Origin of the sequence: Streptomyces macrolidinus, assembly GCF_023887685.1 — a bacterium.
GTDB classification, from domain to species: domain Bacteria; phylum Actinomycetota; class Actinomycetes; order Streptomycetales; family Streptomycetaceae; genus Streptomyces; species Streptomyces macrolidinus.
The window spans coordinates 98,565-113,402 of the sequence record NZ_JAMWMR010000011.1; the positions used below are offsets into that span (position 1 = coordinate 98,565).

Genomic DNA, 14,838 nt, shown 5'->3' on the forward strand with positions numbered 1-14,838 from the left:
TACCATGGACGTACTGCATCCATCTCAGGTTGTGGAGAACCGTTTGTCCACAGCCTGGAGGCACCTGTAGCCAAAATGTGCCGTCGACCGAACAATCGGTAGGTGAGGCGCATCACACCCGTGGCGCGTCGAAGCCGCTCCCACGAGGAGGTGCCGTCATGACGGTCATGGAGCAGCGGGGTGCCTACCGGCCCACGCCGCCGCCCGCCTGGCAGCCCCGCACGGACCCCGCTCCGCTGCTGCCCGACGCGCTGCCCCACCGCGTTCTCGGCACCGAGGCGGCGGCCAAGACCGACCCCGAGCTGCTGCGCCGGCTGTACTCCCACCTGGTGCGGGGCCGCCGCTACAACGCGCAGGCGACGGCGCTCACCAAGCAGGGCCGGCTGGCCGTCTACCCCTCCAGCACCGGGCAGGAGGCCTGCGAGGTCGCCGCCGCGCTCGTCCTGGAGGAGCGCGACTGGCTCTTCCCCAGCTACCGCGACACGCTCGCCGCCGTCGCGCGCGGGGTCGACCCCGTCGAGGCCCTGACCCTGCTGCGCGGCGACTGGCACACCGGCTACGACCCCTACGCGCACCGCGTGGCCCCGCTGAGCACCCCGCTGGCGACCCAGCTTCCGCACGCGGTGGGCCTCGCGCACGCCGCCCGTCTGAAGGGCGACGACGTGGTCGCGCTCGCGATGGTCGGCGACGGCGGCACCAGCGAGGGCGACTTCCACGAGGCCCTGAACTTCGCCGCGGTCTGGCAGGCGCCGGTCGTCTTCCTGGTCCAGAACAACGGCTTCGCGATCTCGGTCCCGCTCGCCAAGCAGACCGCCGCGCCCACCCTGGCCCACAAGGCCGTCGGCTACGGCATGCCGGGCCGCCTGGTCGACGGCAACGACGCGGCGGCCGTGCACGAGGTCCTCGCCGAGGCCGTACGGCGCGCGCGCGAGGGCGGCGGCCCCACGCTCGTCGAGGCGGTGACGTACCGCATCGACGCCCACACCAACGCCGACGACGCGACCCGCTACCGCGGCGAGGACGAGGTCGCGGCGTGGCGCGACCACGACCCGATCCTGCTGCTGGAGCGGGAGTTGACGGAACGCGAACTACTGGACGAGGACGCGATACAGGCCGCGCGTGAGGACGCGGAGACGATGGCGGCGGATCTGCGGGCGCGGATGAACCAGGACCCGGTGCTCGACCCCATGGAACTCTTCGCCCACGTGTACGCACAGCCCACCACCCAGCTTCTGGAGCAGCGGGCCCAGTTGCAGGCCGAGTTGGACGCCGAGGCCGCGGGGCCGGAAGGAGCCGGACGATGACGACCGTTGCCCTCAAGCCGGCCACCATGGCCCAGGCCATCACGCGCGCGTTGCGCGACGCTCTGGCGGCCGACCCGTCCGTGCACGTCCTCGGCGAGGACGTCGGCGCGCTCGGCGGTGTCTTCCGGATCACCGACGGGCTCGCCGCGGAGTTCGGCGAGGACCGCTGCACGGACACGCCCCTCGCCGAGGCGGGCATCCTGGGCACCGCCGTCGGCATGGCGATGTACGGCCTCAGGCCGGTCGTGGAGATGCAGTTCGACGCGTTCGCCTACCCCGCGTTCGAGCAGGTGGTCAGCCATGTCTCGCGCATGCGCAACCGCACGCGCGGCGCGATGCCGCTGCCGATCACCATCCGCGTCCCCTACGGGGGAGGCATCGGCGGCGTCGAGCACCACAGCGACTCCTCCGAGGCGTACTACATGGCGACTCCGGGGCTCCATGTCGTCACGCCCGCGACCGTCGCCGACGCGTACGGGCTGCTGCGCGCCGCCATCGCCTCCGACGACCCGGTGGTCTTCCTGGAGCCGAAGCGGCTGTACTGGTCGAAGGACGCCTGGAACCCCGAGGAGCCCGAGGCGGTCGCCCCGCTGGGCCGCGCGGTGGTGCGTCGACCGGGCCGCAGCGCCACGCTGATCACCTACGGCCCCTCGGTGCCGGTCTGCCTGGAGGCGGCCGAGGCGGCGCGGGCCGAGGGCTGGGACCTCGAAGTCGTCGATCTGCGCTCCCTGGTGCCCTTCGACGACGAGACGGTGACCGCGTCCGTACGCCGGACGGGACGGGCCGTGGTGGTGCACGAGTCGACCGGATTCGGCGGGCCGGGCGGCGAGATCGCCGCGCGCGTGACCGAGCGCTGCTTCCACTACCTGGAGGCGCCGGTGCTGCGGGTGGCCGGGTTCGACATCCCCTATCCGCCGCCGATGCTGGAGCGCCACCACCTCCCGGGGGTCGACCGGATCCTCGACGCGGTGGGGCGCCTGCAGTGGGAGGCGGAGAACTGATGGCGCAGGTACTGGAGTTCAAGCTGCCGGACCTCGGCGAGGGGCTGACCGAGGCGGAGATCGTCCGCTGGCTGGTGCGGGTCGGGGACGTGGTCGCGACCGACCAGCCGGTGGTCGAGGTCGAGACGGCCAAGGCGATGGTCGAGGTGCCCTGCCCCTACGCGGGCGTGGTCACGGCCCGCTTCGGCGAGGAGGGCACGGAACTGCCCGTCGGCGCACCGCTGTTGACGGTCGCCGTCGGCGCCCCCGACGAAGCGTCCGACGAGCCCTCCGGGAACGTACTGGTCGGATACGGTACATCGGCGCCCTCGGCCCGGCGCCGCCGGGTACGGACGCAGCAGCCCGGTGCGCGGCTCACGGACGGGGCACCTCGCGCGGACGAACCCACCGCAGTGGCGGTCGCCGACGCGCCGATGTCCCCAGCGCCTCGCCCGCCCGCCCCGGAGCACGCGGCCGACCCGACCCACCCCGACGGGCCCGTCCCGGTGATCTCCCCGCTCGTGCGCAGGCTCGCGCGCGAGAACGGCGTGGATCTGCGGCGGTTGGCGGGATCGGGCCCCGACGGGCTGATTCTGCGGGCGGATGTGGAGGGCGCCCTCGAGAACGGGCACGGACAGGCCGCGGACATGGCAGGGACCCGTACACCGGGAGCACCCGCCACCCCGGCCGCGCAGGACACAGGCACCCGGGTCCCTCTCCGCGGCGTGCGCGGCGCCGTCGCCGACAAGCTCTCCCGGAGCCGGCGCGAGATCCCCGACGCCACCTGCTGGGTGGACGCCGACGCCACGGAACTCCTGCGCGCGCGGGCGGCCATGAACGCGACGGGGCCCAAGGTCTCCCTGCTCGCGCTGCTCGCCCGGATCTGCACCGCCGCGCTCGCCCGGTTCCCCGAACTCAACTCCACCGTCGACATGGAGGCCAGGGAGGTCGTCCGGCTCGACCGGGTGCATCTCGGGTTCGCCGCGCAGACCGAGCGGGGGCTCGTCGTCCCGGTCGTACGGGACGCGCATACGCGGGACGCCGAGGCGCTGACCGCCGAGTGCGCGCGGCTGACCGAAGCGGCACGCGCCGGGACCCTCGCGCCGTCCGAACTCACCGGCGGGACCTTCACGCTGAACAACTACGGGGTGTTCGGCGTCGACGGCTCCACGCCGATCATCAACCACCCCGAGGCGGCCATGCTCGGCGTCGGCCGTATCGTCCCCAAGCCCTGGGTGCACGACGGGGGGTTGGCGATACGGCAGGTCGTTCAGCTCTCGCTGACCTTCGATCACCGGGTGTGCGACGGCGGCACGGCGGGCGGCTTCCTGAGGTACGTCGCGGACTGCGTGGAACAGCCGGCGGTGCTGCTGCGCACGCTCTGAGCACAGGTGCCGAGGGGGGCGGGGTGGCGGTGATCGACGGGGCGTCCATACTCGGTGCATGACGTCGTACGGGACAGCGGGCGCCGAGGAGTTCGACGCCGTGGTGCTCGCGGGTGGCGCGGCGCGGCGGCTCGGCGGGGTCGACAAGCCCGGGGTGCGCGTCGGCGGGCGGGCGCTGCTCGACCGCGTACTGACGGCGTGCTCCGGCGCGGCCACCACGGTGGTCGTGGCCGAGCCCCGGCCCACCGCGCACGCCGTGGTCTGGGCGCGCGAGGAGCCGCCGGGCGGCGGTCCGGTGGCCGCGCTCGACGCGGGCCTGCGACGGACCACCGCCGCGCACGTGGTGGTGCTCTCCGCCGACCTGCCGTTCCTGGGCCAGGCGACGGTACGGCGGCTGTTGGACGCCCTTCGGGTGAGCGGTGCCGAAGGGGCGCTGCTCACCGATCCCGAGGGTCACGATCAGCCGCTGGTCGCCGCCTATCGCGCTGCGGCGCTGCGCCGGGAGCTGGACCGACTCGCCACCGCGGACCTCGGCGGTTCCCGTCCCGATGGGCCCGACACAGGCGTCGGGCGGCGCGGGCTCGCCGGTCTCCCCTTGCGGCGTCTGGTCGCGGGCCTCGACCTCACCCGGGTCCGTGACGCGCTCGCGTCCTTCGACTGCGACACCTGGGGCGATATTGCCGCCGCCCGATCACGTATCAGGGAGCATGGGCACGTGTTGGATGAATGGATCTCCTCAGCCAAGGACGAGTTGGGCATCGACCTCGACGTCGACACCTCCGCTCTCCTCGATCTCGCGCGGGACGCCGCGCACGGTGTCGCGCGCCCCGCGGCCCCGCTGACGACCTTCCTCGTCGGCTACGCCGCCGCACAGGCCGGAGGCGGGCCCGAGGCGGTCGCCGAGGCCGTGCGCAAGGCCGCCGCGCTGGCCCGGCGGTGGGCGGACGAGGCCGCCGCCGAGGCCACGCCGGACGCCGGATGACCCGTCGAGGTGTCCCGGGGCGCCCGGACGTCCCGGACACCGAGGAACGCTACGTGGAGGAGGCCCTGGCCGTGGTCGACGACAGCGGCGGGCGCGGCCGTCAGGAGGTCCGCCCCGGCCACCGGTCCGAGGGCCGGCGCGTGCTGGAGCAGCACGACCTCGATGTCGAAGAGGCCCTCGCCCTCGTACGGGGCTTGGGCTCGCACGCCGCGCGGCACTCGGGCGCCGAGGACCCCGTCCACGTACGACAGGGCGGGGGCGACACCTCCCGTACCCGGTCCGGGCACAGCGCCACCTCCTGGCCCGAGGCCCGCGCCGCCGCCGAGCGCGCCGCACGCTCCGTGCCACGGCGGGAACCCGTCGCCGTCCCCCTCGACGACGCGCTCGGGCTGGTGCTCGCCGCACCTCTCACCGCCCTCACCGACCTCCCCGCCTTCGACACCTCGGCCATGGACGGCTGGGCCGTCGCGGGCCCCGGCCCCTGGGCCGTACGGGAGGAGGACATCCTCGCCGGGCACGCGGAAGCGGCGCCCCTCGGGGACGGCGAGGCCGCGCGGATCGCCACCGGCGCGCGTGTCCCACCGGACACCACGGCCGTCCTGCGCAGCGAACACGGACGCACGGACGACAAGGGGCGGCTGCACGCCACCGCCCCGGCTCCCGGCCCCGGTCGCACCGGAAGGACGGCCTCGACGGTCGCGCACGGGCAGGACATCCGGCCCCGCGGCCAGGAGTGCCACGCCGGTGACCAGCTCCTCCCTCCGGGCACCCGCGTCACCCCGGCCGTGCTGGGGCTCGCCGCTGCGGCCGGTTACGACACCCTCCGCGCGCTGCCGCGTCCGCGGGTCGACGTCCTGGTGCTGGGCGACGAACTGCTCACGCAGGGACTGCCCGAGGACGGCCTGATCCGGGACGCGCTCGGCCCCATGCTGCCGCCATGGCTGCGCGCGCTCGGCGCGGACGTGGTGAGCGTCCGCAGGCTCGGTGACGACGCCGAGGCGCTGCACCAGGCGGTCGCCTCCTCCCAGGCCGACCTGATCGTCACCACGGGCGGCACGGCCGCGGGGCCCGTCGACCATGTCCACCCCACCCTGCGCCGTATCGACGCCGCACTCCTCGTCGACGGGGTGAAGGTGCGCCCGGGACACCCCATGCTGCTCGCCCGCACCCGCGAGGACCAGTACCTCGTCGGGCTGCCCGGCAACCCCCTGGCGGCCGTCTCCGGCCTGCTCACGCTCGCCGAACCGCTGCTGCGCGTCCTCGCGGGCCGGGCGGCCCCGGAGCCCTACGTCCTGCCGCTGCAGGACTCCGTCCAGGGGCATCCGCACGACACGCGGCTCGTCCCCGTCGTCGTACGAGGCGAGCGGGCCGTGCCGCTGCGCTACCACGGTCCGGCCATGCTGCGGGGCATCGCCGCCGCCGATGGCCTGGCCGTCGTCCCGCCGGGCGGCGCCCGGCTCGGGGAGGACGTGGAACTCCTCGATCTGCCATGGGCCGTGGCGGGGTGACCATGGCTGGGTGAGCCGGATCGGTGAGTCGGCTCGGGGCGCGTTTCACGTGAAACATCCCAGCCGACACGTTCACCCGCCCACCGCGGCCGATACGTTCACCCGCCCACCGGACGGGCCGTCTGTCACCCCTCGGGGGCGTGTTCCTTCGCGGACCGCTGGATCGTGATCAGGCGGTCTCCGGCCTGGAGAGGGTCCACTTCGGGCGCCCGGTAGTCCAGGAACACACGGCCGCGGACGACGCCGACCACCAGGTCCTCGCTCTCGTGCGGTGAACGCCCCACCTCGGCCTGGGTGATCCGGCGCTCGACCAGGTCCAGCCCTCTGCCGTAGGTCATGAGGTTCTCCAGCGTGACCGCGGTGTTCGGGCTGGCCACGGAGACGCCGAGCAGGCGTCCGGCAGAGCTCGAACTGGTCACCACCGTATTGGCGCCGCTCTGCTTGAGAAGCGGGGCGTTCTCGTCCTCGCGGACGGCCGCCACGATCGCGGCGCGCTTGTTGAGCTGACGCGCGGTGAGGGTGACCAGGGCCGCGGTGTCGTCGCGCGGCGGGGCGACGATGACCTGCGAGGCCCTCTGCAACTCCGCCTTGCGCAGCGTGTCGGCGCGGGTGGCGTCGCCGAGGACGGCCACCAGACCGTCACTGCCCGCGGCCTCGACCGCCTTGGGTTGGGGATCGACCACGACGATCCGCTCCTTCGGCGTTCCCTGGCCCAGCAGGGTCTCCACGGCGTACCGCCCCTTGGTGCCGTAGCCGACGACGACCACGTGTTCCCGGATCCGGGTGCGCCAGTGGCGGACGCGGACCTCGCGACGGGTGCGCTCGGTGAGCACTTCGAGCGTGGTGCCGACCAGGATGATCAGGAACAGCACGCGCAGCGGCGTGATGACCAGGACGTTGGTGAGCCGGGCGGAGTCGCTGACCGGGGTGATGTCGCCGTATCCGGTCGTGGAGAGGGTGACCGTCGCGTAGTAGGCCGAGTCGAGCAGGTCGACGCCGTCGCTGCCCGTGTTGTCCTGGTAGCCCGCGCGGTCCACCCACACGATCACCGTGGTGGCGGCGAGCACCAGCAAGGCCATGGCCAGGCGCCGGAGCACCTGCCGGAAGGGCGGGACGCTCACCCCGGCGGGCAGCTTGACGGACTGGTCTCCGTCGGGGGAGAAGCCGTCGGGCCGTGCCCGTTGCCGGAGCGACTGCAAGATCGGGAGCCGGGTCCGGTCGGACAGTGATTGCTTGGGGAGGCTCATCCCGCGCTTCCTCTGTGGTGGCGTGTCGGGGTCGGTGGTGGCATGTCGGGGTTGCTGGGACCATGTTCCCGGACCGGTGGGCAGGAAGTGTGGCTGCCCCCGGCGGCGAGGCGGGCCGCGCCGCTCCGGCCGCCGTGACGCGGTGCTCGTACGCGGTGCTCGTACGCGGTGCCTGTCTCGATACGGTCGACCCTGTTCCGGTGTGTATCGGGTGGGCACTCGTGCGTCTGTCATCCGTGCCGGGCATCAGGTACGTCACAACGCTGGAGGGTGGCCTTGAGGGATCACACCGTCGTCGTCGGCTTCGGGACCAAGGGACGGTCCGCGATCCAGACCGTGTGCGCGACCGGCCTGAAGAAGGAGCAGGTCGTGGTGGTGGACCCCAACTCCAAGGCCGTCGACGCGGCGGTCGCGCAGGGGTACACGGGCGTGATCGGTGACGCGACCCGCAGCGATGTGCTGATGCGGGCCGAGGTGCACCGGGCGGGGCAGATCATCGTCGCCACCCAGCGGGACGACACGGCCGTCCTCGTCACGCTGACCGCGCGCCAGCTCAACCAGTCGGCGAAGATCGTGGCCGCCGTACGGGAGGAGGAGAACGCGCCGCTGCTCCAGCAGTCCGGCGCCGACGCGGTGATCACCAGCGCCAGCGCCGCCGGGCGGCTCCTCGGGCTCTCCGTGTTCAGCCCCGCGGTCGGCATGGTGATGGAGGACCTCATCCAGCAGGGCAGCGGGCTCGACCTGGTCGAACGGCCCGTCACCAAGGCCGAGGCGGGCCGTGGGGTACGGGAGACGGAGGACCTGGTGGTGAGCGTCGTACGCGGCCATCGGGTGCTCGGCTACGACGATCCGGCCATCGGCAGGCTCCAGTTGACGGACCGTCTGATCACGATCGTACGGGTGACGTCGGGAACCCAGGACGTACCGGACACCCGCCCGCTGCCCCGGAGTTGAGGCGCGTCCCTCGCGGGGGCCGGGCAATGGCGCCCCGAGCGCCGTCGCCGCGAGGAGTAGCGTCCCCCTCATGTACGCGATCACGATTCCTGAACCCGGTGGGCCCGAGGCGCTGGTGTGGACCGAGGTCCCCGAGCCCGTACCCGCCGAGGGCGAAGTGCTCGTCGAGGTGGCGGCCAGTGCCGTCAACCGCGCCGACCTCCTCCAGCGGCAGGGCCACTACAACCCGCCGCCCGGCGCCTCCCCGTACCCCGGACTCGAGTGCTCCGGACGGATCGCCGGGCTCGGCCCGGGGGTCTCGGGGTGGGCGGTCGGCGACGAGGTCTGCGCGCTGCTCGCGGGCGGCGGATACGCCGAGAAGGTGGCCGTCCCGGCCGGGCAGTTGCTGCCCGTGCCCCAGGGGCTCGCACTGCGGCAGGCGGCGGCCCTGCCCGAGGTGACCTGCACGGTCTGGTCCAACGTGTTCATGATCGCCCACCTGCGGCCGGGCGAGACGCTGCTCGTGCACGGCGGTTCCAGCGGCATCGGCACGATGGCGATCCAGCTCGCCAAGGCGGTGGGCGCGCGGGTCGCGGTCACGGCGGGCAGCGCGCAGAAGCTGGAGCGCTGCGCGGAGCTGGGCGCGGATGTGCTGATCAACTACCGCGAACAGGACTTCGTGGAGGAGATCCGGCAGGCCACGGCGGGGGCGGGCGCGGACGTCATCCTCGACAACATGGGCGCGAAGTACCTGGACCGCAACGTCCAGGCCCTCGCGGTGAGCGGGCGGCTCGCGATCATCGGTCTGCAGGGCGGTGTGAAGGGCGAGTTGAACCTCGGCACGCTGCTGCGGAAGCAGGCGGCGATCACCGCGACCTCGCTGCGCGCGCGTCCGCTCGGGGAGAAGGCGGCGATCGTGGCGGCGGTGCGGGAGCATGTCTGGCCGCTGATCGCCGCCGGGCATGTCCGACCGGTCGTCGACCGCGAACTCCCCATGCGCGACGCGGCCACGGCCCATCGGGTGCTGGACGAGAGCGGGCACATCGGGAAGGTGCTGCTGGTGTCGTAGGCCCGCGCGCGTATCCCCGCGGGCGTCCGGCCGTCCCCGCAGGCGTCGGCTATCCCCGTCGAAGGCGCAGGGCGAGCAGGCCCAGCCCGAGGCCCAGCCCTACGAGGACCAGGCCGCTGCCGAGGGGCAACAGCTCCGGGTCGGGCCTGGACGCGGCGCTCTGCCGGGAGGGGGTGGCGGAGGCCCTCGGCGGCGTCGGGGAGCCGTCCCCGGGGCCGAAGCCGCCCACGGAGGCGTCGGCGCCCGTGCCGGGCTCCTCGGCGGGCGAGGTCGTCGGTGTGGGCGTAGGGGCGGGGGTGGTGTACGGCGGATCGGCGGTCTCGCTCTCCTGCCGACCGGGCCGCGTACGCCCCTCACCGGCTCGGCTCCCGGCGTAGGAGCGGTCGGGCGAGGGCTGGGCGGGGGAAGAAGGGGAAGCGGACGCCTGCGGACGCGTGGGGACGGCGGATGCCGTGGGCCCGGCGGCGGACACGCGGGTCGGTGTGGGGGAGACCGTGGGTCCTGGGGGCCGCGAAGGGGCCGTGGGCGGCGAGACGGAGGCGGGGGTGGTGCGGTACGTCGACCGCAGAGCGTCCATCGGCGCGGTGGCCGGGCGCGCGCCCCGGGGGCCGTACGCGGGTTGAACGGCGCAGGCGGCGGGCCGGACCCCCTGCGTGGACCGTATCCCGTACCCGGAGGGCGCCCCGTTCGCGGTGGCCATGCCGCACGCGCCGATGACGGCGGTCGTGGTGAGGACGGGCGGCAGGACGGCCAGCCGGAGTATCCGGAACGAACACGGCGGACCGGGCCGGAGAGCCCTGCAGTCGGAACTGGATATACGGGCGCTGCGGGATACACGGCCGCTGCGGGATATACGGGATATACAGGCGATGCGGGATATGAGAAACGGTGTACGGAGCCATGGAGTCACGCGGGTGACCCCCTCCCGTTGCTCGGGCTGCGAGATCAACGCCACCAGCCTCACACGGCCCCTGAGGCCCGGCATCCCGGCCGCTGGGGCGGTACGTCCGTTCGACGGAACGCGCCGGTCCGCCGGGGACGCGGAGGGCACCTGGAGGGCACCTGGGTGATGAGGTTCCGGGTGCGAGAGAATGGCGGCATGGAGATGCCGAGGAACGAGAGGTCGTCGGAGAACGCCCAGAAGATCCTGGTCGTCGGCCAGGACGGAATGGCTCTCGGCGGCGGCGCGGACGACGACTCGCGCGAGATCCCGATCACGGAACAGGTGGAGCAGCCCGCGAAGGTCATGCGCATCGGAAGCATGATCAAGCAGCTTCTGGAGGAGGTGCGCGCCGCTCCTTTGGACGAGGCGAGCCGACAGCGTCTGAAGGAGATCCACGCCAGCTCGGTGAAGGAGCTGGAGGACGGTCTCGCGCCCGAACTGGTCGAGGAGCTGGAGCGGCTCTCCCTGCCCTTCACGGACGAGACGACCCCGAGCGACGCGGAACTGCGCATCGCGCAGGCCCAGTTGGTGGGCTGGCTGGAGGGTCTCTTCCATGGGATCCAGACCACGCTGTTCGCTCAGCAGATGGCGGCGCGGGCCCAGTTGGAGCAGATGCGCCGCGCCCTCCCGCCGGGCGTCGGCGGCCCCGACGGCGAGGAGGACTCTCGCGCGGGCGGTCGCGCGGGCGGCCCGTATCTGTAACCCCGGAGCAAGCCTGTATCCGGCACCGCGGAACCACTGACGAGGGGCCCGGCACCACCGAGGTGCCGGGCCCCTCGCACGTGCACGAGCGGAGGTCAGGTCCGGATCACGGCGGGTTGCCCGTCGACACGCGCAGCGTGATGTCCGGCATCTTCTCGGGATCGACATCCGTGCCGGCCGACGGGAACTGGCGCAGGACCATGTCCTCGCCGAACGTGTTCTCGTCCTCGCGCTCGACGTTCATCGTCCAACCCGCGGCCTGGAAGCAGGACTTGACCGACGCCAGGTTCTTGTAGGTGAAGTTCGGTACCTCGATCTTCTTCGGATCGTTGTACGACTCCTCCGGCTCGGTGCACTCCGTCGTCTCGATCGTCTTCGTCGTGTCCGGGCCCCGGTGGCCCGCGGCCACGGTCGGGGACGGGCTCGTGTCGCCGCCGGCCTCGCCTCCGCCGTCGCTCTTGTTCAGCGTCAGCGCCGTGACCAGGCCGCCCACCACGACCAGGGCGACCACGATCGAGCCGATGAGCACCGCCCGGTTCTTCTTCCGCCCGCCCGAGTCGCCCGTGGCGGGCGCCGTGGTCTGCGGGGTGGCGCTGTAGGGCGGCGGGGTCGACGCGTACTGCTGCGGCGCGTACGCGGAGGTCGGCTGCGGCGTCTGATAGCCGCTCTGCTGCGGATAGCCGTACGAGGGAGACGGGGCCGGGGTGGGGCTGCCGTAGGGGCCGGGCTGGTACGGCGTCTGCACCGGGCCCGTCGGACTCGGCGCCGACTGGTCGACCGGCGGGAAGACCGCCGAACCGACACCGGCGCCGCTCGACGTCTGCGCGCCCGGCACGATGCTCGGCGCCGCAGCCGTGAAGGACGCCGCCACACGCAGGCACTCGTCCCGCATGGACTCGGCGTTCGGGAAGCGTTCGTTGGGGTTCTTCTTCAGCGCGCGGGCGACCAGCGCGTCCACCGCGGGCGGCAGCGAGCGGTTGATCGACGAAGGAGCCACCGGCTCCTCCTGCACATGCGCGTACGCGATCGCGAGCGGCGAGTCGGCCTCGAACGGCAGCCGCCCGGTGACCAGTTGGAAGAGCATGATGCCGACCGAGTACAGGTCGCTGCGCGCGTCCACGCCCCGGCCGAGGGCCTGTTCCGGCGACAGGTACTGCGGGGTGCCGACCACCATGCCGGTCTGGGTCATCGACGTGACACCGGACTGCATGGCGCGGGCGATGCCGAAGTCCATCACCTTGACGACGTTGCGCTTCGTCATCATCACGTTGCCCGGCTTGATGTCCCGGTGGACCAGGCCCATCTCGTGGCTGATCTCCAGGGCGGCCAGCACATCCGCGGTGATCTTCAGCGCCTTGTCGGCGGGCATCGCGCCGTACTGATGGATGTCCGCGTCGAGGACCGAGCCGAGCGGCTTGCCCTCGATGTACTCCATGACGATGTACGGGGTCGTCATCCCGTCGAAGTCGTCCTCGCCCGTGTCGAAGACCGAGACGATGTTCGTGTGCGTGAGTTTCGCCACGGACTGCGCCTCGCGCCGGAACCGCTCGCGGAAGGCCTGTTCGCGGCCCAGCTCGGTGTGCAGTGTCTTGATCGCGACCTGCCGGTCGAGCACGCTGTCGTAGGCCAGGTGCACCGACGCCATGCCGCCTTCGCCGAGCAAGTCGCGCAACTGGTAGCGGCCACCGGCGAACGAACGCTCCCCGTACCGGCCCTGCGCGCCGTCCTGGCTCATGTTCTGGGTCCCCCATCGGCGTGGCGACAGCGACTGGCTGTGCTCCCGCGGTCCGTGATCGGTGTCATCTCTTCGGCGATCGGTTGCGATTGTTCCGTGATCGACTGGCCTATTCCCGGCCAAGTCTGCCCGAGGGTGGTGACAGGTCAAGTTCGGTGCCCGTTCCGTGACCGTTCGCGAAAGAACCGTCGCGGAAGCGTTACGGGGGACGTACGGCCGGTACACAGAATTTGCACCCGCCTTTCGGTGGGCGGTTGGATGGCCGCTCCCTCTCGGCTCCATCCCGGAACGAGGCCCTGCGCAAAGCCTGTAGCGTGGCCTGTCGGAGACCGTGACAACCACCGCGCAGACGCGGGCAGAAACGACGGCGAGGACTGATGGCACAGACGCAGCGCGCCCAGGGCCCGTCCGACCCCGAGGCGACTGGCGGCGGGATGTCGGACGCGCCGGAGACGTGGGGCAACGGCGGACTGGTCGGGGACGGCCGGTACCGGCTGACCCGCAGACTCGGCCGGGGCGGCATGGCCGAGGTCTTCGCCGCCGAGGACGTGCGCCTCGGCCGGACCGTCGCGGTCAAGCTGCTCCGCTCCGACCTCGCCGAGGACCCGACGTCCAAGGCCCGCTTCACGCGCGAGGCCCAGTCGGTGGCCGGGCTCAACCACCACGCGATCGTCGCCGTGTACGACTCCGGCGAGGACCAGGTGAACGGCCAGGCGGTGCCGTACATCGTCATGGAGATCGTCGAGGGCCGCACGATCCGCGATCTGCTGCTCAACGCCGAGGCGCCGGGCCCCGAACAGGCCCTGATCATCGTCTCCGGCGTCCTGGAGGCGCTCGCCTACTCGCACCAGCACGGCATCGTGCACCGCGACATCAAGCCGGCGAACGTCATCATCACCGACAACGGCGCGGTGAAGGTGATGGACTTCGGCATCGCCCGCGCGCTGCACGGGGCGTCCACCACGATGACCCAGACCGGCATGGTCATGGGCACGCCGCAGTACCTCTCCCCGGAACAGGCCCTCGGCAAGGCCGTCGACTACCGCTCCGACCTGTACGCGACCGGCTGCCTGCTGTACGAACTGCTCGCGCTGCGGCCCCCGTTCGTCGGCGAGACCCCGCTGTCCGTGGTCTACCAGCACGTCCAGGACATCCCGGTGCCGCCGTCCCAGGTCTCGGACGGGGCGCCCCCGGAGCTGGACGGGCTTGTCATGCGCTCGCTCGCGAAGGAGCCGGACGACCGGTTCCAGACCGCCGAGGAGATGCGCGGGCTGGTCCAGTACGCCCTCCAGATGCTGTACGACCAGGGCAGCCACACGGGCACCTGGAACACCGGCCCGGTGGAGGCGCACGACGGCCGGCACACCCCGGCGGCGGGCTTCGCCCATACGACGGCGATGCCGCACCCCGACTCCGGTACGACCCAGATCCCGCAGCCGATCCTGCCCTCGGGCTACGGCAGCGGGGACGACGGCGGCTTCGAGGGGCACGGCAACAAGGGCAGCGGCCGGGGCAAGCTGCTGATCCTCGCCGTCCTCGCGATCATCGCCATCGTCGGAGGCGTCGCACTCGCGATGAACAACGGGGGCGACAAGCCCAGCGGCGAGACCGGCACGACGCAGTCGCCGACCGCCAGTCCGTCCGACAAGGACAAGAAGCCCAGCGAAGAGCCGTCCGAGGAAGCGACCGACGACAGCGGCACGTCCACGGACGACAACTCGCAGACGGGCAACGACTCGGGTTACCGGCCCTCGTACCGGCCGACGCAGAACTGGACGCAGGAGCCGACCTTCCAGCCGTCGACGGAGCCGCAGGAGCCGACCGACCCGGCCACCGAGCAGCCGACCACGGAGGAGCCGCCGGCCACGACGCCCACGGGCGGCAACGGCGATACAGAGCAGCCGCCGGCGACGGACGGCGGCACCGGCGGGGACAACCAGGGCGGCGGCGGCCCTCCGACGCCCTGACCGTCACTGTCCGCATACGACCGCCACGCGCGCGTGCGGCCCGGCAACGGGCACACGCGCGCGTGGCGTTTGTGCGGGGGCAC

At 72.7% G+C, this 14,838-nt stretch carries 11 protein-coding genes and 1 pseudogene; 9 read left to right on the forward strand and 3 right to left on the reverse strand.

What is annotated here, in order from left to right:
* The first annotated feature begins 158 nt into the window (after positions 1-158).
* Genes pdhA through NGF19_RS15155 form a run of 5 tightly spaced genes read left to right on the forward strand, consistent with a single transcriptional unit; the run spans position 159 to position 6,159 of the window.
* Entirely contained in the window at positions 159-1,304 is a 1,146-nt protein-coding gene (pdhA, locus tag NGF19_RS15135; protein ID WP_252425404.1) for a pyruvate dehydrogenase (acetyl-transferring) E1 component subunit alpha, read from the forward strand.
* The gene (locus NGF19_RS15140) at positions 1,301-2,305 is read left to right on the forward strand and encodes an alpha-ketoacid dehydrogenase subunit beta (protein ID WP_252425405.1); all 1,005 of its coding nucleotides are present in this window, start codon (positions 1,301-1,303) and stop codon (positions 2,303-2,305) included. The genes pdhA and NGF19_RS15140 overlap by 4 nt, the downstream gene beginning before the upstream one ends.
* Positions 2,305-3,669 (forward strand): dihydrolipoamide acetyltransferase family protein, encoded by a 1,365-nt coding sequence (locus NGF19_RS15145; RefSeq protein ID WP_252425406.1) that lies wholly within the window; start codon positions 2,305-2,307, stop codon positions 3,667-3,669. The genes NGF19_RS15140 and NGF19_RS15145 overlap by 1 nt, the downstream gene beginning before the upstream one ends.
* Positions 3,670-3,727: 58 nt before the next feature.
* Positions 3,728-4,651 carry an NTP transferase domain-containing protein gene (locus NGF19_RS15150; RefSeq protein WP_252425407.1) on the forward strand — a complete coding sequence of 308 codons (924 nt, stop codon included), beginning with the start codon at positions 3,728-3,730 and terminating at the stop codon, positions 4,649-4,651.
* The gene (locus NGF19_RS15155; protein WP_252425408.1) at positions 4,648-6,159 is read left to right on the forward strand and encodes a molybdopterin molybdotransferase MoeA; all 1,512 of its coding nucleotides are present in this window, start codon (positions 4,648-4,650) and stop codon (positions 6,157-6,159) included. The genes NGF19_RS15150 and NGF19_RS15155 overlap by 4 nt, the downstream gene beginning before the upstream one ends.
* Before the next feature lie 125 nt (positions 6,160-6,284).
* Here NGF19_RS15155 and NGF19_RS15160 read toward each other — a convergent pair whose 3' ends face one another.
* Complete coding sequence (locus tag NGF19_RS15160) at positions 6,285-7,406, reverse strand: potassium channel family protein (protein WP_252425409.1); 1,122 nt, start codon at positions 7,404-7,406, stop codon at positions 6,285-6,287.
* Positions 7,407-7,667: 261 nt separating this feature from the next.
* Between NGF19_RS15160 and NGF19_RS15165 the strand changes: the two are divergent.
* Positions 7,668-8,360, forward strand: a pseudogene (locus NGF19_RS15165) (potassium channel family protein); the annotation flags it as partial.
* A gap of 70 nt (positions 8,361-8,430) precedes the next feature.
* Complete coding sequence (locus tag NGF19_RS15170; protein WP_252425410.1) at positions 8,431-9,408, forward strand: NAD(P)H-quinone oxidoreductase; 978 nt, start codon at positions 8,431-8,433, stop codon at positions 9,406-9,408.
* A gap of 49 nt (positions 9,409-9,457) precedes the next feature.
* Here NGF19_RS15170 and NGF19_RS15175 read toward each other — a convergent pair whose 3' ends face one another.
* Positions 9,458-10,108 (reverse strand): hypothetical protein, encoded by a 651-nt coding sequence (locus NGF19_RS15175; protein ID WP_252425411.1) that lies wholly within the window; start codon positions 10,106-10,108, stop codon positions 9,458-9,460.
* A 399-nt stretch (positions 10,109-10,507) separates the two neighbouring features.
* Here NGF19_RS15175 and NGF19_RS15180 point away from each other — a divergent pair, with 399 nt between their 5' ends.
* Positions 10,508-11,053: a bacterial proteasome activator family protein gene (locus tag NGF19_RS15180; protein WP_252425412.1), complete on the forward strand. Its 546-nt coding sequence runs from the start codon at positions 10,508-10,510 to the stop codon at positions 11,051-11,053.
* Between the two features lie 106 nt (positions 11,054-11,159).
* On the opposite strand, the gene NGF19_RS15185 is transcribed toward NGF19_RS15180, so the two are convergent.
* Positions 11,160-12,788, reverse strand: coding sequence for a protein kinase domain-containing protein (locus NGF19_RS15185; RefSeq protein WP_252425413.1), 1,629 nt, complete (start codon positions 12,786-12,788; stop codon positions 11,160-11,162).
* 377 nt (positions 12,789-13,165) lie between these two features.
* Here NGF19_RS15185 and NGF19_RS15190 point away from each other — a divergent pair, with 377 nt between their 5' ends.
* Positions 13,166-14,755: a protein kinase domain-containing protein gene (locus NGF19_RS15190; protein WP_252425414.1), complete on the forward strand. Its 1,590-nt coding sequence runs from the start codon at positions 13,166-13,168 to the stop codon at positions 14,753-14,755.
* Positions 14,756-14,838 lie beyond the last annotated feature (83 nt).

Coding starts and splice junctions, on each gene's coding strand:
- NGF19_RS15140 (WP_252425405.1), top strand. CDS start 1,301: ATGACGACCGTTGCCCTCAAGCCGGCCACCATGGCCCAGGCCATCACG.
- pdhA (WP_252425404.1), top strand. CDS start 159: ATGACGGTCATGGAGCAGCGGGGTGCCTACCGGCCCACGCCGCCGCCC.
- NGF19_RS15185 (WP_252425413.1), bottom strand. CDS start 12,788: ATGAGCCAGGACGGCGCGCAGGGCCGGTACGGGGAGCGTTCGTTCGCC.
- NGF19_RS15160 (WP_252425409.1), bottom strand. CDS start 7,406: ATGAGCCTCCCCAAGCAATCACTGTCCGACCGGACCCGGCTCCCGATC.
- NGF19_RS15150 (WP_252425407.1), top strand. CDS start 3,728: ATGACGTCGTACGGGACAGCGGGCGCCGAGGAGTTCGACGCCGTGGTG.
- NGF19_RS15145 (WP_252425406.1), top strand. CDS start 2,305: ATGGCGCAGGTACTGGAGTTCAAGCTGCCGGACCTCGGCGAGGGGCTG.
- NGF19_RS15190 (WP_252425414.1), top strand. CDS start 13,166: ATGGCACAGACGCAGCGCGCCCAGGGCCCGTCCGACCCCGAGGCGACT.
- NGF19_RS15155 (WP_252425408.1), top strand. CDS start 4,648: ATGACCCGTCGAGGTGTCCCGGGGCGCCCGGACGTCCCGGACACCGAG.
- NGF19_RS15180 (WP_252425412.1), top strand. CDS start 10,508: ATGGAGATGCCGAGGAACGAGAGGTCGTCGGAGAACGCCCAGAAGATC.
- NGF19_RS15175 (WP_252425411.1), bottom strand. CDS start 10,108: ATGGCCACCGCGAACGGGGCGCCCTCCGGGTACGGGATACGGTCCACG.
- NGF19_RS15170 (WP_252425410.1), top strand. CDS start 8,431: ATGTACGCGATCACGATTCCTGAACCCGGTGGGCCCGAGGCGCTGGTG.